The sequence below is a fragment of the Staphylococcus sp. NWU MK-U1 genome (assembly GCF_033283505.1).
In the GTDB taxonomy this organism is placed as follows: domain Bacteria; phylum Bacillota; class Bacilli; order Staphylococcales; family Staphylococcaceae; genus Staphylococcus; species Staphylococcus haemolyticus.
In genome coordinates this window covers 149,447-174,452 of the sequence record NZ_JAVSMG010000004.1, presented here as the reverse complement: position 1 = coordinate 174,452, position 25,006 = coordinate 149,447, and the positions used below count along the sequence as shown (strand labels likewise).

Genomic DNA, 25,006 nt, shown 5'->3' with positions numbered 1-25,006 from the left:
AGCAAAATATGCTGCCGATAATGTAAAAGTAGACTACAAAGAGAATGCACTAGAAAGAGCCAAATCTTTATCTAAGAATGGCGATACTTCTAAATCAGATATTAAGGATATGTTGTCTTCTAAAGATGGTTTCAAATTTACTGAAGAAGAAGCACAGTATGCCGTTGATCATTTAAAATAATGATTTTATGACAATAAAATACTAGTATTTATAATATTAAATCCCCTTCAAGCTAAATTATTAATTTAGTATTGGTGGGGATTTTCTTGATATAGTACTACTTAGTGTTTAATGTAAAATTATTATTATGTCCTTTACTTAAAATTAAAAGCACAAAAAACAACCCCATAAGCCTTAAGCCTATGGGGTTTAACCAATACCTATATATTAGTTTTCGTCTTTAACATATGGTAATAAAGCCATATGACGAGCACGTTTGATAGCTGTAGTCAACATACGTTGATATTTAGCTGAAGTACCAGTTACACGACGTGGTAAAATTTTACCGCGTTCTGAGATAAAACGTTTTAATAATTCAGTGTCTTTATAGTCAATGTGTGTAATACCATTTGCTGTGAAATAGCATACTTTTTTACGACGACGTCCGCCTCTTCTTGGTCCACCTGCCATGGTTAATTACCTCCTTTGGAATATTTTTTTATACGTTCATTTTGTTATTAGAATGGTAAGTCATCATCACTAATATCAATCGGTCCGTTTGCGTTTGCAAATGGATTATCAGATTGTTTATTATTTGATGAATTATTGTTATTGTAAGACGTATTTTGTCCTGATTGTTGACCACCAAATCCTTGACCGTAGTCTTGGAAATCATTGTTATTACTTTGATTACGTTGGCCACCTTGAGCATTTTTAGGTTCAAGGAATTGAACACTATCTGCTACAACTTCAGTAACAAAGATACGACGACCTTCTTGATTTTCATAACTGCGTGATTGTATGCGACCATCAACGCCAGCTAGACTACCTTTGAATAAATAATTATTCACATTCTCTGCTTGTCTTCTAAATACAACAACATTGATGAAGTCAGCTTCGCGTTCCCCTTGAGCATTCGTGAAAGTACGATTAACTGCTAGAGTAAATGTCGCTACACTTACGCCTGAGGGAGTGGTTCTGTATTCTGGATCTTTAGTTAAACGACCTACTAATACAACTCTGTTTATCATTAAAACGCCCCCATTAATTTATTACTTATCTTGGTCTTCACGGATAACGATATAACGAATGATATCGTCACTGATTTTAGCTAAACGTTGGAATTCGTCTGTAGCTCTGTTGTTATCAGTTTTAATGCGTACGATGTTATAGAAACCTTCTTTGAAATCTTCAATTTCATAAGCAAGACGGCGTTTACCCCAGTCTTTTTCTTCTAAAACTTCTGATCCTTCTGAAGCTAAGATACCGTTGAAGCGTTCAACAACTGCTTTTTTAGCATCTTCTTCAATGTTTGGACGTACGACATACATAATTTCATATGTTCTCATTTTATACTTGCACCTCCTTGTGGTCTATGCGGCCTATCGAATACTAACGATAAGCAAGGAATAATTTTCATTACTCACAATCAAGAATTATAGCACAGAGTATTACTTTTTACAATATATTTTATTCAGCATCAGTTCCGCTAAGTTACATTGTTTATAACCTTATTTTTCTACATATGTATCGTGTCAATTATAAAGTTGCGAATCATTATTAGTTTTTGTACTAACATCACAACTGCATTTTGCATATTAATATTATATTTAAAAAATAAAATATCTAAAGGAGAGCTCAAATGTTCAAGAAAACAACATCATCAATTGCATGTTTAACTATTATGGCGACTTCTATAGGTGCGTTAAATGCAAACGCTTCTGAACAGACTGAAGGTAGCCAAAAAGGAACGATGGGGTATGGATATCAAAAATATCTAAAAAATCATCCCAATGAACAAAGCAACGCTACTAGTAACCGTTCAACCTTTTCAACAAAATCTAAAGCAATCACAACACAAAATGGCGATCGTGTGTTAGATATTTCAGAATGGCAAGGAAACTTAACGGATGCGCAAGTCAAACAACTAAAAAAAGATTATGATTTCATCATTATCAGAGGTCAATATGGTTCTGAATATGTTGATCAATGTTTGGAGAATAATTCAGCTTTATTAGATAAAAATAATATGAAATTCGGCGTCTATTCATATAGCCTGTATGAAAATGCTGATGATGCTCGAAATGAAGCTCAAACGCTTTATAGTCGTGCACCTAAAGCTTCATTCTATGTAAATGATTTTGAACAAAATTCAATCACTTCTGGTGATGCTGACACTGCTACAAAAGCTTGGGCTGATGAAATGAAACAACTTGCAGGGAATAAAAAAGTATTATTTTATTCTTATGAGAACTTCATGACCAACAACGTTCCGAATGCTGTAAGTGCCTATGATGGTTATTGGTTAGCAGCTTATCAAACGCAAGAACCTAATAGAGAGAAAGTTTTATGGCAATACACAGATAGTTACTATGCCCCTGAGCTAAACCAAAACGTTGATGCGAATTACTTAGATGCGAATGTTACTGCTAATTGGTTTACTAGTTAAAAATTTTATACATAACACTTTATTTTTACGAACACTTGTTCTATAATATAGTCGAGGTGTTAAACATGCAATTAGATTTAGATTGGAATAAAGATTTTCAAGAATTTCAAGAAGTCTTAAATTGCGGTATCAATCCAGAATGGTTATATTGTGCGAAAGCCAATATGATTCTAGAACCTGCTTACACTGGAGAAGGTAAACAGTTTTTTAGCACCAAAGATATTATTGAAGCAAGTAAAGTTATACCGTTCTTTTAAGATATAATGAAATAAACAATATAAAAAAAGCAATGTAAGTCTCCTGTCACTTAAGCCAAGCGAAACTTACATTGCTTTTTATTTTTTTATCAAATATTTAATTTTTACTATGCATATCGCTATAAATAATTAGATGTGATTATTAAACGTTAAATCTAAAGTGAACGATATCGCCATCTTGCATAATGTATTCTTTACCTTCTAAACGTTGTTTACCCGCTTCTTTAGCACCTTGTTCGCCACCATGCTCAACATAGTCATCATAACTTGTCACTTCGGCACGGATAAATCCACGTTCAAAGTCAGTGTGAATAATACCAGCACATTGTGGAGCTGTCATACCTTGTCTGAATGTCCAAGCACGCACTTCTTGTACACCTGCAGTAAAGTATGTTGATAAACCTAATAAATCATATGTTGTTCTGATAAGTACGTCTAGTCCTGGTTCTTCAATGCCTAAATCTTCTAAGAACATTTCTCTATCTTCGTCATCTAATGTAGCGATTTCTTCTTCGATTTTTGCACTAATAACAATAACTTCAGAATCTTCTTTCGCTGCATATTCTCGAATTGCTTTTACTTTATCGTTATCTTCATCACCAATTTCGTCTTCACCAACATTGGCAATATATAACATTTTCTTAGACGTTAGTAATTGTGCTTGGTTAACGTATCTTTGATCTTCTTCATTGAAGTCTAAGCTACGTACAGGATCACCATTTTCAAGTGCTTCTTTGATTCTAGTTAGAATTCTCATTTCCATTTCAGCAGTTTTATCTTTTTGACGCGCCATTTTTTCAATTCGAGGCAAACGTTTTTCAACAGATTCTAAGTCTGCTAATACTAATTCCATATTAATAACTTCAATATCATCTAAAGGATTTACGCGTCCTGATACGTGCGTTACATTTTCATCATCAAATGCACGTACAACTTGGCAAATTGCATCTACTTCACGAATATGTGAAAGGAATTTGTTTCCTAAACCTTCACCTTTAGAAGCACCTTTTACAATACCTGCAATATCAGTAAACTCAAAAGTTGTAGGAATAGTTTTTTTAGGTTCAACCATTTCTGTTAATTTATTTAAACGTGAATCTGGCACCTCTACGATACCTACGTTTGGATCAATTGTTGCGAATGGATAGTTAGCGGCCAATGCTCCCGCTTTTGTTATTGCATTAAATAAGGTAGATTTACCTACGTTCGGTAATCCTACGATTCCTGCTGTTAAAGCCATTAATCATTCTCCTAACCTTCAGTATCTTGATTTGATACTAATATTTTCTTTAATTTTTTATTGAACGTTTGACGTGGAATCATAATACTTCGTTGGCAATTCTCACATTTGATGCGAATATCAGCACCCATACGAATAATTTTAAATCGATTAGTTCCACATGCATGTTGCTTTTTCATCTCTACTATATCATTTATTCCATAATTTGACGTCATGAAATTACCCCTCAATAATAATTAAGATTTGCCTTGTTGATTATTATTTTTAATATAAATTGGTTGTGGTAATTTAATACCTTCTTGAACAAATACTCTTTGAATTTCTTTACGTAATATTCTTGAGCCGGATGCACCTTCACCTGGAATGGTTTCAGCAGATATTCTAAACGTTACTTTAGTTTCATCCAACGAATCAATACCTTCTACGACTGGATCAGTGATAAATAAGTAATATTTGCTACGCATTGCAGTAAATAGTTTATTTAGACGCTTTTCTACCTTGTCTAAGTTTTCTTCTACAGAAACCGGAATTTCTACTATAGAGAAACCATTAGTAATAGAGAAATTAGTAATTTCTCCCATACTACCATTCGGTAAAATCGTTAATTCACCTGTGATTGTGTTAATTCGCGTTGATCTTAAGCCAATAGATTTTACTGTTCCTTCTGCTACTGTTGTACCACCGCTATTGATTTTAACATAATCACCAACGTCAAATTGATTTTCAAATATAATAAAGAAACCAGTGATGATATCTTTAACAATCGTTTGAGCACCGAAACCAACAGCTAAACCTACAACACCGGCACTGGCGATGATACCTTCAACACTAATTCCAAATTTACTTAAGATAGTAGTAATCACTATGAACCAAACAATGTAGCTAACTACGTTTTGCACTAGAGAAATAAGCGTTCGAGAACGTTTCTTATTGCCTTTGCTACTGCGATTCTGAATTTTAAATGCTTGTTCAATTACTTTGTTTAATATTGCTATGACGATAAGTGCAACAATAATATATATGATAATTAATGCTATTTTAATAGCTAAATTTTCATATGTTTCTATTTTAGTTAAAGGTTCAAATAATGAAGACAATACATTTTTGACCTGATTCATGTAATAGTAACCTCCCTATTAAACTTTTTTATAATTAAATTATTATACTCATTTATTGCGCAATATGTATCCGTCTTAAGCTTTATTTTATTACTTATTTCCTTGGCAAAGCCTAAGATGTAACACATCTTAACTCACTCTTTCATAGAGTATCACTCTATCAATACGATTGATTACGTATCATACTTCGTCATTGAGTTTTTGAATGAGTCGTTTAAATTCTTCTTCTGTTTTAAATTCAAATGTTATTTTACCTATATTCTTGCTAGTTGAAATGTCTACTTTAGACCCAAACTTTTCTTTTAGTCGACGTTCTTGCTTTTGAATAAATTTAGGTTTTATTTGCGTTGTTGCTTTGCTTTTTTTAGACTGCCCACCGTCTTGTAATTCATTTACAACCTGTTCAAGATATCTAACACTCCAATTTTCACGTATGGCTTGTTGACTTATCTTTTTCATCATAGTGACATCTTTAATGCCTAACAACGTGCGTCCATGTGCACTAGATAACGCACCTTCTTTGACTTGATTCGAAATATCTTTGGGTAAATTTAGCAATCTTAGCATATTTGCGATATATGGTCGTGATTTGCCTAGTCGTTCCGCTACTTTTTGTTGTGTTAATCCTAAATCATTCATGAGGCGCTGGTAACTTTCAGCTTCTTCAATGGCATTGAGATCTTCTCGTTGTAAATTCTCGATAATTGCTAATTCCATCATGTCAGAATCGGACAATTCTTTAATAATGGCAGGTATCTCGTTTAACCCTGCTAATTGAGATGCTCTAAATCGTCTTTCGCCAACTACTATATAGTAGCCCTGTACAGTCTGACGCAATACAATGGGCTGTAATACACCATGAGTTTGTATTGACGTTGCTAAATCACTTAATCTATCATCGTCAAATGTTTTACGAGGTTGATATGGATTGGCTTTAATTTTAGAAAGATCAATTTTTTGAATTTGTTCATTTTGACTTATCGCCAATCGCTCATCTTGCTTTTGACCCACTATTTTCACCTCTCTAAGCCATTATTGGTATCATATTTGAAGCATTATCTAAGAACTAGTCTTTTACAATCACAACAAACTTACTTTTACACTATAAATTCAATGGCGCGCATTTTTTAGTACTTATTTATTTTAAAAAATATAGAATAGGTTTAACAAGTAGATTAGACAAATGAAATGAAAAAATTAAATTTTTTTATATACAATTATCACTATGCTATCAATACTTAAAGCGTTTTCTGAATTACCTTTATAATCTTAATTTTCAGAAAAGTTATTGACAAATGTAATTTAGGTCTGTAAGCTATGAATTAACTTAAAAAAACACAAATTACACACTGCAATAAGGAAAGTAGAACTTACACTGCTAATACAGAGAGTCTCCAAAGCTGAGAAGAGACATTGAAAGAAAGTTTGAAAATGGCCTTTGAGTGTTGATGCCAATACGAGGTGTCAACGGGTTCGCCCGTTATAGCGATACAGTATTAACATTTATTGTTTAATGGCGTACTGGAATTCTAGACGTCGCTAATCATCGTTAATACTCATTTACTTATAATCAAGTTAAATGAGTTTTTTAATGTGTCCCCTTCATTCGACTAAAGTGTCACATAACGATTAAATTAGCGTCCACTATCTCAGTACACTTTTATTCACAAAATGGCGTACTGTTTGAGGTTACTTTAGCAATAAAGTAATAAATAAAGGTGGTACCGCGAAACAGGCTTTCGTCCTTTACATCCGATGCATATCGGGTTTAAAGGACGGAAGCTTTTTTTATTGGATAAAAAATTGAATGGAGGATTTGACATGAAAGATACTCATTTAGCACAAATATCATTAACTAAAGATATTACTGGCGCAATAGCCAATCCTATCTATTTGTCTACTGCATATCAACATCCTCACCTTGGTCAGACAACAGGCTATGATTATACAAGAACAAAGAATCCAACACGTTCTGCATTTGAAGAATCCTTTGCGAAATTAGAAGGAGGCATTGCTTCATTTGCCACTTCAAGTGGCATGGCTGCAGTACAACTCATATGTAACTTGTTTCAACCAGGTGATGAAATATTAGTCGCTTTCGACTTATATGGTGGTACATTTAGATTATTTGACTTTTATGAAAAACAATATGGTATCAAATTTAAATATGTTGATTTCCTGAATTATGAAGAAGTTGTTAACGCTATTACGCCCAATACAAAGGCACTTTTCATAGAACCTATTTCGAATCCACAAATGATCGAAATTGACGTTGAACCTTATTACATCTTAAGTCAACAGCATAATCTACTAACAATTATCGACAACACGTTTTTAACACCTTATTTATCCACGCCTTTAGAAGACGGTGCAGACATTGTACTCCATTCAGCAACTAAATATATTGGCGGTCACAATGATGTATTGGCTGGGGTTGTAACTGTTAAAGATGAATCATTAGCTGAGCAACTTGGGCAATTGCATAACATGATTGGAGCAACATTGTCTCCTATCGATAGTTATTTATTACAACGTGGCTTAAAAACATTACATTTACGTATTGAACGGTCAGAGGCAAACGCTAAGAAGTTAGCCGAGCGATGTAAAGTTTCTAGTGCTATAGACGAAGTGCTATACAGTGGTAAAACGGGCATGCTGAGTTTACGTCTAAATAAAGACTTTAGCGTTGCTGAATTTTTAGAAAATTTAGAAATCTGCATCTTCGCAGAAAGTCTAGGTGGAACAGAAACATTCATTACTTTCCCATACACACAAACGCATGTCGATATGCCGGATGAAGAAAAAGATAAACGTGGCATAGATGAACACCTTATACGCTTATCCATTGGTGTTGAAGATTATAACGACATTGAGTCAGATATTTTACGAGCATTGGAGAATTCTAAAGTAGGAGTGATTTCATGAGCTTATCAAAAGAAACCGAAGTTATTTTTGATGAACACAGAGGTGTAGATTACGATTCAGCTAACCCACCACTTTATGACTCTTCAACATTTCATCAAAAAGTGCTTGGTGGCAATGCAAAATTTGATTATGCCAGAAGTGGCAATCCAAACCGCCAACTTCTTGAAGAGAAATTAGCGAAACTTGAAGGAGGACAATATGCATTTGCGTACGCCTCAGGTATCGCAGCAATTTCAGCGGTATTACTAACATTAAAAGCAAATGATCACGTCATTCTTCCTGATGATGTATACGGTGGCACATTCAGACTTACAGAACAAATTTTAAATCGCTTTGATATTCAATTTACGACTGTTAATGCTACACAACCTGAAGAAATTGAGCGTGCGATTCAGCCGAATACCAAACTCATCTACGTAGAAACACCATCCAATCCTTGTTTCAAAATTACAGATATACGTGCAGTAGCAGCGATTGCTAAACGTCATCACTTACTTTTAGCAGTAGATAACACATTTATGACACCGTTGGGTCAATCACCACTTGCACTTGGCGCTGATATTGTGGTTCATTCAGCTACTAAATTTTTAGGTGGCCACAGCGATATTATCGCAGGCGCTGCCATTACAAATCGTAAAGACGTCGCTGATGCATTATATCTTTTACAGAATGGTACGGGCACTGCATTGTCAGCGCATGATAGTTGGACATTAGCCAAACACTTAAAAACATTACCTGTACGGTTTAAACAATCAACATCAAATGCGGAGAAACTTGTAGCTTTTTTAAAAGAAAGAGAAGAAATTGCCGAAGTATATTATCCAGGAAACAGTTCATTACACTTATCACAAGCAAATAGCGGCGGTGCCGTGATTGGATTCCGATTAAAAGATGAAACGAAAGCACAACACTTTGTAGATGCTTTAACTTTACCCCTAGTTTCAGTAAGTCTTGGGGGTGTAGAAACGATATTATCTCATCCAGCCACAATGTCACATGCTGCTGTTCCTGAAGATGTTCGAAATGAACGTGGCATTACCTTTGGCTTATTCCGATTAAGCGTAGGTCTAGAACAACCTCAAGAATTAATTGCTGACCTCAACTACGCATTAAAGGAGGCTTTCAATGAGTCGATTATTGAATCAATTACAGAACAACGTTTTAGTAGCTGACGGTGCAATGGGAACAATTCTCTATTCAGAGGGTTTAGATACATGTCCAGAAGCTTATAACTTAACACACCCAGAAAAAGTAGAGTCTATACATCGTTCTTATATAGAGGCCGGGGCCGATATTATCCAGACCAACACGTATGGTGCTAACTTTGAAAAGCTTAGACGCTTTGGCTTGGAACATAAAGTAAAGGACATTCATAAGGCAGCTGTAGCCATCGCAAAACGTGCCGCACGACCTGATACTTTCATACTTGGCACAGTAGGTGGTTTCAGAAGTTTACAGCAAGAGGAATTGCCTTTGTCCACCATTCAGTATCACGCTGAAAATCAAATCGATACACTCGTTGAAGAAGGTGTTGATGGGTTATTATTCGAAACTTACTACGACTTAGAAGAACTGACAAATATTGTTACAACAACACGTCGAAAGTACGATATCCCTATCATCGCGCAATTGACCGCTTCAAATACGAATTACTTAGTCGATGGCACTGAAATCAATAAAGCTTTACAACAACTAGTTGCCTGTGGCGCCAATGTTGTTGGATTAAATTGCCATCACGGTCCACACCACATGCAACGCTCATTTTCACATATTGAGTTACCAGAAACGGCTTACTTATCATGCTATCCAAACGCAAGTTTACTGGATATTGAGAATAGCGAATTTAAGTATAGCGATAATGCACAATATTTCGGAGATGTCGCACAAGAACTTATTAATGAGGGTGTGAGATTAATTGGAGGATGTTGTGGCACAACACCACAACACATTGCATATATCAAATCATCTGTAAAAGATTTAAAGCCTGTTAAAAATAAAAACATCATTCCGATCAATCGTCAGACAAATCGAGCAGTCACACATACGTATAAACATAATTTAACAACAAAAGTTAAAAACGGACCAACAGTTATTGTCGAACTCGATACACCTAAACATTTAGATACAGATCTCTTCTTTGAGAATATTGGCAAACTTGACGAAGCGAACATTGATGCTGTTACCCTCGCTGACAATTCACTTGCTACTGTTCGTGTTAGCAATATCGCTGCAGCGAGCATCATACGCCAACGTTATAACATTGATCCCCTCGTGCATATTACATGTCGAGATCGTAATTTGATTGGCTTGCAATCACACTTACTTGGCTTATCACTTATTGGCGTTAATGAAATTTTAGCGATTACAGGTGACCCTTCAAAAGTAGGCCACCTACCCGGTGCCACGAATGTCTACGACGTAAATTCAAAAGGATTAACCGAATTAGCATTAAGATTCAATCAAGGTATTAACACGGATGGTGATGCGCTGAAGAAACATACAAACTTCAACATCGCTGGTGCATTTGACCCTAATGTACGCAAACTTGACGGTGCAGTAAAACGCCTTGAGAAAAAAGTAGCTGCCGGTATGAATTACTTCATTACACAACCTGTGTATAGCAAAGAAAAAATTAAAGAAGTATATGAGGCGACGAAACACCTTAACGTCCCTCTATTTATAGGTATCATGCCTATTGCAAGCTATAACAATGCACTTTTCCTACATAACGAAGTGCCTGGTATTAAAATGTCTGAAGACGTATTAAGCCAATTTAAAGCAGTAAAAGATGATAAAGAAAAAACAAAAGCATTAAGTTTGAGACTTTCTAAAGAATTGATTGATACAGTGCATGAGTATTTCAATGGTTTATACATTATCACACCATTCCAACGTATCGATTATTCATTAGAACTCGCAGCATATTCTAAAGCAATTACCCAAAACAAGGAGGCAATATCATGACAACAATTACAACTTCAAATTTAGGATTCCCAAGATTAGGTAGAAAAAGAGAATGGAAAAAAGCCATCGAGAGCTATTGGGCTAAAAAAATCGATAAAACAGAATTGGATCAAAAGTTAAGTGACCTACATAGAGAAAATTTACTATTACAAAAAAATTATAATTTAGACAGTGTACCTGTCGGCGACTTCTCATTGTATGATCATATTCTCGATACATCATTATTATTCAACATCATCCCTGAACGTTTCCAAGGTCGCGAAGTTAACGATGATTTATTATTCGATATTGCACGCGGTAATAAAGAACATGTCGCGAGTGCACTCATTAAATGGTTCAACACGAATTACCACTATATTGTTCCTGAATGGGATAATGTTGAACCTAAAGTGAACCACAACATTTTATTAAATCGCTTTAACTATGCGAAATCTCTTAACGTTAACGCTCACCCTGTGATTGTAGGTCCTATTACGTTTGTAAAATTATCTAAAGGTGGACATCAATCATTCGAAGAGAAAGTTCAAACACTATTACCTTTATATAAAGAAGTGCTTCAATCATTAATTGACGCTGGTGCAGCCTATATCCAAGTTGATGAACCAGTATTAGTTACTGATGAAAGCGAAGCTTATGAAGCTATTACTAGAGAAGCTTATGACTACTTTGATAAAGCAGGTTTAGCTGACAAATTAGTCATTCAAACTTACTTCGAACGTGCCAATGTTAAATTCTTAAGTTCATTACCAGTTGGTGGTTTAGGATTAGACTTTGTACACGACAACGGTTATAACTTAAAACAAATTGAATCAGGTGACTTCGATTCATCTAAAACATTATATGCAGGTATTATTGATGGCCGTAACGTGTGGGCTGCAGATATCGAAGCTAAGAAAAAATTAATCGAAACGTTACAAGGACACGCAAAACATATCGTTATCCAACCTTCATCATCTTTATTACACGTTCCAGTATCATTAGATGATGAAACTTTAGAGCAATCAGTCGAAGAAGGTTTAAGTTTCGCCACTGAAAAGTTAGATGAATTAGACGCGCTACGTCGACTATTTAACCAGAACGATAGCGCAAAATATGACAAATTGAAAGCACGTTATGAACGTTTCCAAAGTCAATCATTCAAAAATCTAGAATACGACTTCGATAGTGTACCAACAAGTCGTAAGTCACCTTTCCCTGAGCGTAAAAAAGCACAAGACGCACGCTTACACTTACCTGACTTACCAACAACTACAATCGGTTCATTCCCTCAAACACAAGAAGTACGTAAATATCGTGCCGATTGGAAAAACAAACGTATCTCAGATGAAGCCTATAATAACTTCTTAGAAAGTGAAATTGCACGTTGGATTAAAATTCAAGAAGATATCGGTTTAGATGTATTAGTGCATGGTGAATTCGAACGTAATGATATGGTTGAATTCTTTGGAGAAAAACTTCAAGGTTTCTTAGTAACAAAATTTGGATGGGTACAATCATATGGTTCACGCGCAGTTAAACCACCAGTAATTTACGGAGATGTAAAATGGACTGAACCACTAACAGTCAAAGAAACTGTATATGCGCAAAGTTTAACTGAAAAACCAGTTAAAGGTATGCTAACTGGCCCTGTAACTATCTTAAACTGGTCATTCGAACGCGTAGATGTACCACGTAAAGTCGTTCAAGACCAAATCGCTTTAGCCATTGACGAAGAAGTATTAGCGCTAGAAGAAGCGGGTATAAAAGTAATCCAAGTAGATGAACCAGCTTTACGTGAAGGTTTACCATTACGTTCTGAATACCATGAACAATATCTTGCAGATGCAGTAAATTCATTCAAATTAGCAACATCTTCAGTACAAGATGAAACGCAAATTCATACGCATATGTGTTATTCTCAATTTGGTCAAATCATCCATGCTATCCATGAATTAGATGCTGATGTTATCTCAATTGAAACATCACGTAGCCATGGTGATTTAATCAAAGACTTTGAAGATATTAACTACGATTTAGGTATTGGCTTAGGTGTTTATGATATTCATAGTCCACGTATCCCTACAGAAGATGAAATCGCTACAGCGATTGATCGTTCTTTACAACAAATTGACCGTTCACTATTCTGGGTTAACCCAGACTGTGGCTTAAAAACACGTAAAGAAGATGAAGTAAAAGACGCTCTAACTGTACTTGTAAATACAGTTCGTAAAAAACGTGAATCAAATAATCAAAATAAACCCGCGTAGGGAGGGAGCTGTACAGAAATCACTTGTGATTTCGTCGTACAGCCCCGGCACAGATGACTAGAACTGAAGCAAGCTTTTCCTAAAGCGATGAGTCAGTTCAGTCAGCCACTGCCTCATTTTATTGAACTATTGTGACTTTGAATACTTGGTCGGCCCCGGCACAGATGACTAGAACTGAAGCGAGCTTTTCCAAAGCGATGGGCCAGTTCAGTCAGCCACTGCCAAAATCAACATAGAATAACAATTACAATTGGAGGTGTTGTATATGCCAAACTATCCATTATGGGATCAACTAAATCAACTGAAAGAAGCTGAATGGGTTGATTTAACACATACCTTTGACCCTGAAATACCTCGATTTAGTGAATTTGAAAAAGGTGAAGTTTCCACTCTTTTCACAGTCAAAGAGCACGGCTTTTACGTGCAACGTTGGAATATCGTCACTCAATATGGTACACACATCGATGCACCTATTCACTTTGTAGAGAATAAACGTTACTTAGAAGAGCTAGACTTAAAAGAGTTAGTATTACCCCTTATCGTTTTAGACTTTTCAAAAGAAGTTGCAGAAAATGCTGATTTTATCGTCACACGTGACCATTTAGAGCAATGGGAAGCTAAAAACGGACGTATTGAAGAAGGCACGTTTGTAGCATTACGTACTGACTGGTCGAAACGTTGGCCAGACATTGAACAATTTGAAAATAAAGATTCTGATGGTAATCAACATTTACCGGGTTGGGGATTAGACGCCTTGAAGTTCTTAATCGAAGAACGTGGCGTAAAATCAATTGGCCACGAAACATTCGACACAGATGCGTCGGTAGATACTGCTAAAAATGGTGACATTGTTGGAGAACGTTACATTCTTGGACAAGATACGTTCCAGCTTGAATTGTTAACGAATTTAGACCAATTGCCAACGCGTGGTGCAGTCATTTACGCGATTAGTCCGAAACCGAAAGACGCACCTGGGTTCCCAGTACGTGCATTTGCGATTAAACCTTAAATAATGACACTTGAAGGCTTGATAACGAGCGATCAAAGCCAAACCTTTCCTAATATTATATAAAATCCTGTCACATCTCCCATTACATTCTAGTATCAGGATGTGGCAGGATATTTTATTGATACGTTTTTATAATATTAATGATGTCTTCGTGAATATCCGGATGCGCGATAATCGCACCTTTAACATGATTTAAATCGATAGAGTTGCCTTGAATATCTGTTACAACTAACCCTAACTCTTTCGCATATAATATTTGTGCACTCATATCCCACAGGTTTGCTCCCATATCAATACTTGCTCCGAAATCCCCTGTAATTGTTCGCAACGCACCAATGCCACCAGCACCAATAAATCGAAAGCCATGCGCATGTGAAATCAACGCTTTTAGTAATTCGGAACTCGCACGTTTCGGATCAATAGAAATCAACGCATCTTTGAGGTGATGATACATGTCTACATGAAGTGGCACGCCATTAATCGATACACCTTGACCCTTTACAGCTTTATATAACTTCTGTTGATAAAATTCATATGTATAAGCTAATAATGGCTCTCCATTGTAGAATAAACTTACTATTAAACAATAATCTTTATGTTGTTTAACAAGATTCGTTGTACCATCAATGGGATCTATCGCCCAAGCATAGCCACGATACATATCAATCTCATGATTGCTTTTTTCTTCACCCATAATCTGATGTTCTGGATAATTTTCTTCGATAAACTTAGTGAAATCAGCTTGAACTTCTTTGTCGATATTCGTCACTAAATCCAAATCATGCTTTTTTGTTTCAACCGCCACATCATTCAACATCATATCAACCTTACGTGCAATCTGTGCTATCCATGCTTCAATACGATGATCAATATCTTGAATTGAGTACACGCCCTTCTCACCTCTCAATTTTAAAAAACTTATCTGATTGGCATTCTCCACTATCTATATGTCAGAAAGTCTATACTACCGCAATTTGAACACTTTAATCATACATAACAATATTAAGTAAGTAAAATGACTTTATTTGAGTTCCGCTTTATGAAATCAGTTGTTTAATGTAAAATGACTATAACTTGTATTTTAGGAGGTGTCGAAATGTTTCTTATAGCATTTTGTTGCAGATTTCTACAAATCATTCGCAACAAATTTTCGATTGTAATTTCAAAATTGGTGGAGTATATCTTTTTTGAAGTTATTAATCGCTCTATAAGGAACGGACACTAACATTCCCTTCCTTATAGGTAATATGGAGGAAGGAAATTGAATATATTAAATGCTACGGATGTTACTAAAAAGTTTCTTGACGAAACATTATTCGACAATGTTAAGCTAACCCTCAATTCTGGTGACACTATTGGCTTAGTCGGTCGAAATGGTGAAGGAAAAACAACATTATTAAGACTTCTATGTAGGTCAGAATCTCCCACGACAGGTATTATAAGCTGGAAAAAAAATATAAAAATTGGTTATTTAGATCAAATTCCTAATCATGCTGATAATGAAAGAGTTTATACTTGTTTAAAATCAGTATTCGGCGAATTAAACATCATCTCTGAGCAACTTAAATTATTAGAAGAAAAAATGAGTATGGATGTGAATGATATAGATGAATTAATGCTTCGCTATGGGAATTTGCAGTCATATTATGAGGAACATGGCGGCTATGAAATAGATGCTAAAATACGTAGAGTAGCCAGTGGCTTAAATATAACGCATTTACTTGAATCACAGTGGAAAGATTTATCTGGTGGAGAACGAACAAAAGTAGGTATCGCTCAGATATTAATTAAGCCGACAGATTTATTACTCTTAGACGAACCAACGAATCATCTTGATTTCAAATCTATTGAATGGTTAACCAATTATATAAAAAATTATCACGGCGCTACAGTAGTTGTCTCACACGATCGCTATTTTTTAGATGAAACAGTAAATCAAATTATAGAAATCGATCAAAAAAATCTATATCCATATAATGGCAACTACTCATATTTTGTAGAAGAGCGTGAAAAAAGATTATTAATTGAATTCGAAGCATATAAAACACAGCAAAAGAAAATTAAAAAAATGAAAGCGTCTATAAAACAATTAAGAATGTGGGCCAGCCAATCTAACCCTCCCAATGCTGGCATGTATCGTCGAGCTAAAAGCATGGAAAAATCATTAAATCGCATCAAACGTTTGGATAAACCAATTCTCAACTCAAAAAATATGAAGATGGAATTAGAAGATGCTACACGCGTTTCTAACAGAGTCATAGAGATGGAAGATGTCACTAAAACGTATAATAAGTTATTATTTGAAAATGTGAATATGTTGGTTAGAAGAGGCGAGCATATAGCTATAATTGGAGATAATGGTACTGGAAAATCTACCTTATTGAAAATTATTTTAGGAGTCGTTTCAATTGATAACGGTACTATTAAAACGGCAAACAACTTAAAAATAGGTTATCTTTCACAACATGAATTTGAGAATGATGCTGATAACAACACCGTATTAAATAAGTTTCGTGAAGAGGTAAATGTGTCAGAGGCGGAAGCCCGACATATTTTAGCTGACTTTATGTTTTATGGGAAAGATGTTTTTAAAAAAGTTGGTGATCTAAGTGGTGGCGAAAAAATAAGACTGAGATGGGCTCAAATTGTACACACTGATTATAACTTACTCATTTTGGATGAACCCACTAATCATTTAGATATAGAAGCAAAAGAAATCATTGAAGACGCACTATTAAATTATGAAGGTTCAATTATTACGGTTTCACATGACATCTATTTTCTCAATAAATTATTTAACACTACTTATTTATTAAAAAACAAATCTTTAAAGAAATTCGAAGGTAATTATAACTATATTAAAGAAAAAGAATATTTATAAATAACTCATCATTCATACGATTAAAGGGATAGTTGATAATCAGCTATCTTTTTTCCTATATTTTAAAACTTTGCATATCAAATCCATGAAACCAATATGCGCTATTCGCTAAATAAAACTAGCACTTTAATCGTAATGCTTATAACTCCTATTTAACGGGTAAACGCTTAATAGTCAATTCTTTAAACATGTGGGAGGAAACGCAAATGAGTACTAAAACAGTCTATGATGTGATTGATACTGGTGTGAACTACTTACTATCTGTTTATGATAGTTGGAACGTTGAGAAAGTATTAGATAAAGAGAATGATGTTTTTCCAAATACTTTACATTGGCAATTTGGACATGTTTTAACTATTTTCGATTCTGCTTTATCAATGGGTGGTCAAAATGTCGTTGATATTGAAACGTATACTAAATTATTTGGTTACGGTTCTAGTCCTGCAAACTGGGAGGGACAAGACATACCATCAATTGAATCGATTAGGGAGGACTTAAAAACAATTCCAGATCGTGCTCGTCAACTTACTGATGAACAACTATCACAGGAACTTGAACAACCGATTGCTGGCTGCAAAACACTTAACGAATTATTAGTGTTAAATGCCATTCACGTCCCATTACATGCAGGTAAAATTGAAGAAATGGCTCGTGTGCTTAAACAGGCCTAGTAATCCAAGTTTCATAATAAATACTTTGAGGGGATAAATATGAATATTATTGCGAATAGTATCTTTGTAGATAATCAAGAAGAAGCTTTACAATTTTATACAGACATTTTAGGTTTTGAAAAGAAAATAGATGAACCTGTAGGCGAAGGATTTAGATGGCTTACTTTAGTATCTCCGAATCAACCAGATGGTGCTCAATTGGTCTTAGAACCAAATGGCAACCCTATTGCAGGCGACTATCAACAACGTCTATTCGAAGCTAACATACCTATTACGATGTTCGGCGTAGAAAATGTACAACAAACCTATGATGCATTGACGCAAAAAGGCGTTCACTTTACCGTTGAACCGACTACAATGGGTAGTGCTAAAATGGCCATTTTCAACGATACTTGCGGTAATTTAATTCAAATAGTAGAACAATAAAGAATTAGACCTCATAAGATGAAATTAACGTTCATCTTATGAGGTCTATTTTAATGAAATACGCCACTCTTACTTTCTATCTATGATTTATAGTTGAAATTAGGGATATTATGCCAGCGTTCTTTAAAATAATGTGCAATAGCTTTAGGTTTACGAGCACGAGTGAAGATACCTTTCTTATTACCTTGAACTCGGATAATGCCATTTGACGTTTCAAAATCTGCGAAATTCCATGTTTGTTCGCCAATAAATTGTGGGTATTTATCGACTATTTCATGATTCGCTTTATAATAATTCAATTGATATTCTTCCGTAAACATTTGGTCATCAATCGCATGCATTCCAGCTACGGTATCTGCACCATACTCTGTAAACATGATAGGTTTATTCGGTTGTCGTTCAGACCATTGTGCTAATTCTTTATCTAATGCTTTTTTCGCACCTTCTAAATCTGCAGATTGAGTGTACCAACCGTAATAACGATTTAAGCATAGCACATCAACTAAGTCTTGAACTTCACATACATCCGGTTGGGAAGTAAGAATTGTGACAATAGTCACTGGTCGTTTCTGTGGATCCTTACTTCTAGCTAATTCTACTAATGGTTTAAAATAAGCTTTCGCGCCTTTTTCATTAGAAGCAGGTTCATTAGCAATTGACCACATAACGACACATGCATAGTTCTTATCTCTTTCAATCAAACCTTCTATGACTTCTGTATGGGCTTGATGCGTATCAATCTCTTTCCAAGTATCGTGCTCTAACTGACCACCTAAAGCGACCATAAAGTTAAGATGTACACCTACTGCTGTCGTTTCATCAATCACAACGATACCTTGTTCATCTGCGAGTCGCATCATTTCTTCTGAGTATGGATAATGCGATGTTCTGAAAGAATTGGCGCCAATCCATTTCATCAAATTGATATCCATCACATTAGCTGCTTCATTTAAACCGCGGCCATTATAAAATGTATCTTCATGTTTACCGAAACCTTTGAAATAAAATGGCTTATTATTAATAAGGAATTGACCATTTTTTACTTCTACAGAGCGAATACCAAATCGTTCTGTGTACACATCAATAATCTCACCATCATTTAATAATTCAACTTTCATATGATAAAGATACGCATTAAGCGGTTGCCATAAATGAGGATTATCAATAGACATTGCACCTTCAAATTCATCATGCTTCGTAACCACTTGTCCTTCTTCATCTATAATCGTTACCCTAACTTGATTAATATTAGAACTACCTTCGTGTACAGCTACTTTATAATTGACGACACTTTCTCCACTCGTTTTAACCTCCGGATTAATAACGATATCTTCAACATAACTATGTGGAGTTGTATATATTTTTACGGGACGATGAATGCCTGCGTAATTAAAAAAGTCGAAGTTAGGTTCATTGACTGGTGTAACGGTGCCGTCTTCAGCAACGTGTTCACTATAATTGCCTACTGGTAATGTGCTATGTGTCAGTACGTTGTTAACCTTTACAGTTAATCGATGACTTCCAATAGTAGCAATTTCAGTGATATTAACTTCAAATGGTAGGAAACCACCTGAATGTGTCACGATTTCCTTACCATCCAAGTAAACCGTAGCATGATGCGTGACTGAACCGAATCTTAATACAATTCTTTCACCATCAAGATGCTTTGGAATCATAATTTCTCTTTCATAGTAGACGTCACCAACATGTTGTCGAATACTTTGAATGACACCTTGATCATTATAAGAACCAGGTACAGCCATAACATCATCTGTATCTAACGCTTTACTTACGTCTACGTCTTCTTTATACCCTACTAATTTAAATTTCCATATACCAGACAAATCGAATAGTTGTCTTGTTTCTGTATTAATTGGATATAGCAACTTTATCCCTCCTATATTTACACACCTGAATATGCGTTGAATCCACCATCAACTGGTAATACTACGCCATTAACAAAGCTTGAAGCCTCTTTGCTAACTAGGAATAGTAGTGCACCTACTAATTCTTCCGGCTTTCCAAAACGTTCCATTGGTGTAGCATTAATAATTTTTTTAGAGCGATCTGTATAACTGCCATCTTCATTCAACAGCAATGCTTCGTTTTGCTTAGTTAGTAAAAAGCCAGGCGCTATCGCATTCACTCGAATATTTGTTTTAGAGAAGTACACACTTAACCACTGTGTGAAATTACTAATTGCTGCTTTTGCACCACTATAGGCTGGAATTTTTGTAAGTGGTGTAAATGCATTCATTGATGAAATGTTAATAATAGTTGCGTCTTCTTTATCTAACATGTCAGTTGCGAAGACTTGTGATGGAATAAATGTACCTAGGAAATTAAGATCCATTACGAATCCAACGCTTTCTTCATCTAAGTTGAAGAATGTTTGTTTATCTTGATCTAAATTACCCTCAAAGTGTTCGTCATCTGTAGTGCCTTTAGGTGCATTACCCCCTGCACCATTAATCAAAATATCGACACTACCGAACGTATCATTAACTTCCTGTTTAATTCGTTTCATGTCTTCTTTATTCGTCACATCACCTAGAAATACGCGAGATTCGCCACCTAATTCTTTAATTGCTTCAACTAAGCCACTCGCGTCTTCTCTAAGACCAACCATCGCAACTTTAGCGCCACTTTGTGCTAAGGCAGTAGACATTGCACTACCAATGACACCCGTTCCACCTGTAATGACTACGACTTTATCTTTTAAATCAATATCGAATGGTAATTTCATAAGTTCATTTCTCCTTTATTTATTTGTTGTTTTTACTAACCGCTTCGTATAAACCATTTAAATATGTTGCTCCTAATGCACGATCATACAACCCATATCCTGATTTACCTGTCTCGCCCCAAATCATACGTCCATGGTCAGGTCTAATCGGTCCATGATAGTCGAAGCTGTGCAATGCTTTAACGACTTCGTACATGTCGATTGAGCCCTTTTCAGAAAGGTGTGCAGATTCTTGGAAAGATTTATCACCTATCAACTTAACATTACGGGCATGTACAAAGTTGACGCGATCTTTCTCACCGAAATAACGTAACATGTCGACAAAGTCATTTCGTCGGTCGGCACCGAGTGAACCAGAGCACATTGTTAAACCATTGTATTTAGAGTCATATAAGTTAATGAAGCGCTCTAAATTCTCTTTATTAGTGATGATACGTGGTAAGCCAAAGATATTCCATGGTGGATCATCCGGATGTATAGCCATCAGAACATCTTCCTCTTCAGCAACCGGTATTACTTTTTGTATGAAGTAGTTTAAGTTTTCCCACAATGTTTCTTCATCTACTTCTTTGTAATCTTCAAATAATTGATTTAAATCTTCTTTCGTATAACTTGAATCCCAACCTGGTAATGATAATTCACCACTTAATGGATTCATTTTTTCGACGTCATTTTCATCATAGATTAAGCAAGTAGAGCCATCATCTAAGCGGTAGTCTAATTGTGAACGCGTCCAATCAAATACTGGCATGAAGTTGTAACACACAATTTTAATACCTGCTTGCCCTAAATTACGAAGTGTTTCACAATAATTTTCAATATATTTATCTCGTGTTGGTTTACCTAATTTAATATCTTCATGTACAGGTACACTCTCAATGACTGATAATTCCATACCTGCATCTTCAATTTCTTGTTTTAAATCTTTAATTTTATCTAATGGCCAAACGTCACCAACCGGCACATCATAAATTGCACTTACAATACCTTTCATTCCAGGTATTTGCTTAATATATTCCAAACTGATTGGATCATCTTTGCCGTACCATCTAAATGTCATTTTCATTGTTTTACCCCCCTATATTAATTTGAAGTAGTTATAAGCGTTGTTATAGCAAATATTTTCAATCATGCGTTTTAATAGTTTGTCATCATTAGGGATCTCACCTTTTTCAACTAAGTCCCCAATGAATGAAGATAATATACGTCTAAAGTAATCATGTCTTGAATATGAAACGAAACTTCTTGAATCTGTTAACATACCAACGAAATGCATTAGTAATCCTTGATCAGCTAATGATGACATTTGTCTTAACATACCTCTCTTAGTATCATTGAACCACCAACCGGCACCATGTTGCACTTTACTTTTAATGCCTGGTTCAGTTTGGAAATTCGCAATCGTTGACCCCACGATGTCATTATAAATTGGATTTAAATTATACAGAATCGTCTTAGGTAAGTGACTTTCTTGTTCCATCATGTCTAGTGTTGCGTTTAAATGATAAGCGAGATTCTCTTGGTCTCTAATTGAATCGAAACCAGCATCTTTGCCGACTTTTTCAAACATTTTAGAATTGTTATTTCGAATTGCGCCAAAGTGGATTTGCATAACCCAACCATGTTGATGATAAGCCTTACTTAATTCATTTAACATGTAGCTTTGGAACTGGAATTGTTCATATGATGAAATGCCTGAATGATTTAGGGCTTTAGTGAAAATGTCTTGGATGTCTTTGTCAGTATAATCTTCAAAGTGAATTTCTTCTAAACCATGATCGGCTAATCGACCACCTTTATCATGGAAATATTGAATACGTTTATATAATGCCTCCACGAAGTCTGAAGGTGATGTAATTTTATGCGTAAGCTTTTCTAATTTTTCTAGTAAATCTGAAAAGGCTTGGTCTCCAATTTTGAATACATCATCTGGTCTAAATGCAGGAAGTACCGTTGTATGAAAACCATCCTGTGCTTTAATTTCATCATGATAGTTTAGATCATCAGTTGGATTATCTGTAGTACAAATTAAGTTGACATTTGAATCAGTAATCAATGATTGCGTTGTTACTTTATGTTGTTTTAAATAATCATTAGCACGATGATAAATTTCTTCAGCGTTATCACTTGTGAGTAAATCTTCAATGTTAAAGTACATTTTCAACTCAAGTTGTGACCAGTGATATAAAGGGTTACCCACTGAATTTTCTAATGTTTCAGCCCATTTTTTAAATTTATCAAGTGGTGCAGCATCTCCAGTAATGTAGCGTTCTTCAATACCTTGTGCACGCATCGCACGCCATTTGTAATGATCCCCACTAAGCCATAACTCTGTAATATCTTCACATTTTACATTTTCGCTAATTTGCTTAGGATCTAAGTGACAATGGTAGTCATAAATTGGCATATCTTTGGCGAAATCATGATATAGATGTTTACCTGTTTCATTATTCAACATAAAATTCTCATTTATAAAAGCCATACATTAATCGCTCCTTTAAATTTCTTCTCTCAATGCAAGTTCTTTAACAATTTGTTTATGTCGTTTATCTGTAAGTGGGTACCATATGAAGAAGATAATAAATGCGATGGTACACGCCACGGCTGGTACTGCAAAGAATAGGACTTTAAGACCAAAGATTGTGCCAGCTGATTGATTCACATTAGGTTGATAACCGATAAAAGTTAAGGCTAATCCAGGTACGAATCCTGCAAGTGCTTGTGATACTTTTCTAGTAAAGCTATAACTTGAATATGTGATTCCTTCTGAACGTAATCTAAATTTCCATTGTCCATATTCCACAACGTCTGCAATGAATGCCCATACAACTGTGTTAGGAATGACTAAGAAGAATTGTGCTATCGTATTCATGACTAAGAACATTACATAGTTTTCTCCAAAGAATAAGAAGTTTAAAACTTCGAATATCACAAATCCCGCAATTCCTATAAGTGCTGTATATTTTTTGCCTAGTTTTTTACTAATAAATGTCGTTGCAAATAACGCTGGTAATAAGACGATAAAGTTCAGTGTACTAACTAATCCAACAAGATTCGGTTTATCTAACACATATTTGAAATAATAAAGTTGTGTTGATTGCACTAAGAACATAGACATAATTGTTAATAAAGTGAAGATAGCTAAGACTGCAAAGGCTTCATTTTTCACTAAATTAAAGAATGCTTTTTTATTCACACCTTTTTCTTTTGGACGTTCGATAACGTGACGTTCTTTAACACCTTTGTAGCAAATGAAATGGAATATCACACCGAAGATTGCTAACAAACCAACAACTACCGGATAACCGATTGCATGATTATCAAATTTTGATACTAATGGTACAACGGCAATACCCGCAATAAACAAAGCACTTTGTGAGCCTAAGTTTCTAAATACAGATAATTGTGTTCTATCATCAGCATTCATAGTCATTGCAGCTGATAATGAACCATACGGAATATTAACGACAGAATATGCTGCGTTAAACATTAAATATGTGGCGAAAGCCCAAATGACTTTACCAGTATCACTAAAATTGGGCGCGGTAAATGATAATACCGTTAATATTGCTAGTGGAACCGTGCCATATAAAATAAATGGTCTAAATTTACCTTTAGGACCAATATTCGTTCTTGAATCCACGATAGTACCTACACCTGTATCAACAAACGCATCAAAGATTTTAGCGACTAAAAATACAAGACCACCGTAGAAGGCTGAGATGCCTAAAATGTCTGTGAAGAACATCATTAAGTAAATTTGTCCCATATCAAACATCATGCCGTTACCTAAATCCCCAAAACCATAAGATAACTTTTCTTTAAACCCTAACGTTGATTTTTGAATATTATTGAGACTTTGTACTTTTTGTTTCTCTCTTGTTTCAACTGTATCTCCCATAATACTGCCTTCT

General features: G+C 35.2%; 23 protein-coding genes, 1 pseudogene and 1 other annotated feature. Of the genes and pseudogenes, 11 read left to right on the top strand and 13 right to left on the bottom strand.

The genetic code is table 11. The annotated features are described in order from the left end of the window. Positions 1–43: 43 nt before the first annotated feature. Positions 44–181 (top strand): annotated as a pseudogene (locus SBL16_RS07790) (Ltp family lipoprotein); the annotation flags it as partial. Positions 182–388: 207 nt separating this feature from the next. Here the strand turns inward: SBL16_RS07790 and rpsR are convergent. From rpsR to rpsF, 3 genes are read right to left on the bottom strand one after another with little or no spacing between them, the layout of a single operon-like run. Continuing rightward, on the bottom strand, positions 389–631 hold the full coding sequence (gene rpsR, locus SBL16_RS07785) for a 30S ribosomal protein S18 (protein WP_002447994.1): 243 nt from the start codon (positions 629–631) through the stop codon (positions 389–391). Positions 632–678: 47 nt separating this feature from the next. After that, positions 679–1,191, bottom strand: coding sequence for a single-stranded DNA-binding protein (ssb, locus tag SBL16_RS07780; protein ID WP_011276866.1), 513 nt, complete (start codon positions 1,189–1,191; stop codon positions 679–681). Positions 1,192–1,212: 21 nt separating this feature from the next. Beyond that, positions 1,213–1,509, bottom strand: coding sequence for a 30S ribosomal protein S6 (gene rpsF / locus SBL16_RS07775; protein WP_011276867.1), 297 nt, complete (start codon positions 1,507–1,509; stop codon positions 1,213–1,215). Between the two features lie 293 nt (positions 1,510–1,802). Here rpsF and SBL16_RS07770 point away from each other — a divergent pair, with 293 nt between their 5' ends. Together SBL16_RS07770 and SBL16_RS07765 are read left to right on the top strand one after the other, a co-directional pair. Continuing rightward, the gene (locus SBL16_RS07770; protein WP_107611906.1) at positions 1,803–2,609 is read left to right on the top strand and encodes a glycoside hydrolase family 25 protein; all 807 of its coding nucleotides are present in this window, start codon (positions 1,803–1,805) and stop codon (positions 2,607–2,609) included. Between the two features lie 65 nt (positions 2,610–2,674). Continuing rightward, a complete protein-coding gene (locus SBL16_RS07765; RefSeq protein ID WP_011276869.1) occupies positions 2,675–2,866 on the top strand; it encodes a hypothetical protein in 192 nt (63 codons plus the stop codon). A 142-nt stretch (positions 2,867–3,008) separates the two neighbouring features. Here SBL16_RS07765 and ychF read toward each other — a convergent pair whose 3' ends face one another. The 4 genes from ychF to SBL16_RS07745 all read right to left on the bottom strand — a co-directional run bounded on the left by ychF (position 3,009) and on the right by SBL16_RS07745 (position 6,235). Beyond that, positions 3,009–4,106 carry a redox-regulated ATPase YchF gene (gene ychF, locus SBL16_RS07760; protein WP_037537775.1) on the bottom strand — a complete coding sequence of 366 codons (1,098 nt, stop codon included), beginning with the start codon at positions 4,104–4,106 and terminating at the stop codon, positions 3,009–3,011. A gap of 11 nt (positions 4,107–4,117) precedes the next feature. Beyond that, positions 4,118–4,321 (bottom strand): DUF951 domain-containing protein, encoded by a 204-nt coding sequence (locus SBL16_RS07755; protein ID WP_011276871.1) that lies wholly within the window; start codon positions 4,319–4,321, stop codon positions 4,118–4,120. A 21-nt stretch (positions 4,322–4,342) separates the two neighbouring features. Continuing rightward, complete coding sequence (locus SBL16_RS07750) at positions 4,343–5,224, bottom strand: mechanosensitive ion channel family protein (protein ID WP_011276872.1); 882 nt, start codon at positions 5,222–5,224, stop codon at positions 4,343–4,345. Between the two features lie 180 nt (positions 5,225–5,404). Next, positions 5,405–6,235: a ParB/RepB/Spo0J family partition protein gene (locus SBL16_RS07745; protein WP_037537772.1), complete on the bottom strand. Its 831-nt coding sequence runs from the start codon at positions 6,233–6,235 to the stop codon at positions 5,405–5,407. 331 nt (positions 6,236–6,566) lie between these two features. Further along, positions 6,567–6,974: a binding site (T-box leader), on the top strand. 71 nt (positions 6,975–7,045) lie between these two features. Between SBL16_RS07745 and SBL16_RS07740 the strand changes: the two genes are divergently transcribed. From SBL16_RS07740 to SBL16_RS07720, 5 genes are all read left to right on the top strand, one after another. Next, positions 7,046–8,149, top strand: a complete 1,104-nt coding sequence (locus tag SBL16_RS07740) for a PLP-dependent transferase (RefSeq protein WP_107611907.1) — start codon at positions 7,046–7,048, stop codon at positions 8,147–8,149. Next, a complete protein-coding gene (gene metC / locus SBL16_RS07735) occupies positions 8,146–9,321 on the top strand; it encodes a cystathionine beta-lyase MetC (protein ID WP_107611908.1) in 1,176 nt (391 codons plus the stop codon). The genes SBL16_RS07740 and metC overlap by 4 nt, the downstream gene beginning before the upstream one ends. Beyond that, a complete protein-coding gene (locus SBL16_RS07730; protein WP_107611909.1) occupies positions 9,275–11,113 on the top strand; it encodes a bifunctional homocysteine S-methyltransferase/methylenetetrahydrofolate reductase in 1,839 nt (612 codons plus the stop codon). Before metC ends, SBL16_RS07730 begins: the two co-directional genes overlap by 47 nt. Further along, positions 11,110–13,359 (top strand): 5-methyltetrahydropteroyltriglutamate--homocysteine S-methyltransferase, encoded by a 2,250-nt coding sequence (gene metE / locus SBL16_RS07725; RefSeq protein WP_107611910.1) that lies wholly within the window; start codon positions 11,110–11,112, stop codon positions 13,357–13,359. Before SBL16_RS07730 ends, metE begins: the two co-directional genes overlap by 4 nt. A 265-nt stretch (positions 13,360–13,624) precedes the next feature. Next, entirely contained in the window at positions 13,625–14,368 is a 744-nt protein-coding gene (locus tag SBL16_RS07720) for a cyclase family protein (RefSeq protein ID WP_107613207.1), read from the top strand. A gap of 115 nt (positions 14,369–14,483) precedes the next feature. Here SBL16_RS07720 and SBL16_RS07715 read toward each other — a convergent pair whose 3' ends face one another. Further along, a complete protein-coding gene (locus tag SBL16_RS07715; protein ID WP_107611912.1) occupies positions 14,484–15,257 on the bottom strand; it encodes an inositol monophosphatase family protein in 774 nt (257 codons plus the stop codon). Positions 15,258–15,629: 372 nt separating this feature from the next. On the opposite strand from SBL16_RS07715, the gene abc-f reads away from it, so the two are divergent. The 3 genes from abc-f (at position 15,630) to SBL16_RS07700 (ending at position 18,346) form a co-directional block, all read left to right on the top strand. Then, positions 15,630–17,249, top strand: a complete 1,620-nt coding sequence (gene abc-f / locus SBL16_RS07710) for a ribosomal protection-like ABC-F family protein (protein ID WP_107611913.1) — start codon at positions 15,630–15,632, stop codon at positions 17,247–17,249. A 206-nt stretch (positions 17,250–17,455) separates the two neighbouring features. Next, positions 17,456–17,920, top strand: a complete 465-nt coding sequence (locus SBL16_RS07705; protein WP_107611914.1) for a bacillithiol transferase BstA — start codon at positions 17,456–17,458, stop codon at positions 17,918–17,920. Between the two features lie 39 nt (positions 17,921–17,959). Next, complete coding sequence (locus SBL16_RS07700) at positions 17,960–18,346, top strand: VOC family protein (RefSeq protein WP_104948244.1); 387 nt, start codon at positions 17,960–17,962, stop codon at positions 18,344–18,346. An 80-nt stretch (positions 18,347–18,426) separates the two neighbouring features. Here the strand turns inward: SBL16_RS07700 and uidA are convergent, their stop codons facing one another. From uidA to SBL16_RS07675, 5 genes are read right to left on the bottom strand one after another with little or no spacing between them, the layout of a single operon-like run. Next, positions 18,427–20,232, bottom strand: coding sequence for a beta-glucuronidase (gene uidA, locus SBL16_RS07695; protein WP_107611915.1), 1,806 nt, complete (start codon positions 20,230–20,232; stop codon positions 18,427–18,429). Between the two features lie 17 nt (positions 20,233–20,249). Continuing rightward, positions 20,250–21,092 carry an SDR family oxidoreductase gene (locus SBL16_RS07690; protein ID WP_053016890.1) on the bottom strand — a complete coding sequence of 281 codons (843 nt, stop codon included), beginning with the start codon at positions 21,090–21,092 and terminating at the stop codon, positions 20,250–20,252. Positions 21,093–21,111: 19 nt separating this feature from the next. Then, positions 21,112–22,158 carry a mannonate dehydratase gene (gene uxuA, locus SBL16_RS07685; protein ID WP_107611916.1) on the bottom strand — a complete coding sequence of 349 codons (1,047 nt, stop codon included), beginning with the start codon at positions 22,156–22,158 and terminating at the stop codon, positions 21,112–21,114. Positions 22,159–22,170: 12 nt separating this feature from the next. Beyond that, a complete protein-coding gene (gene uxaC / locus SBL16_RS07680) occupies positions 22,171–23,574 on the bottom strand; it encodes a glucuronate isomerase (protein ID WP_107611917.1) in 1,404 nt (467 codons plus the stop codon). Positions 23,575–23,589: 15 nt separating this feature from the next. Continuing rightward, complete coding sequence (locus SBL16_RS07675) at positions 23,590–24,993, bottom strand: glycoside-pentoside-hexuronide (GPH):cation symporter (protein WP_317953542.1); 1,404 nt, start codon at positions 24,991–24,993, stop codon at positions 23,590–23,592. Positions 24,994–25,006: the final 13 nt, after the last annotated feature.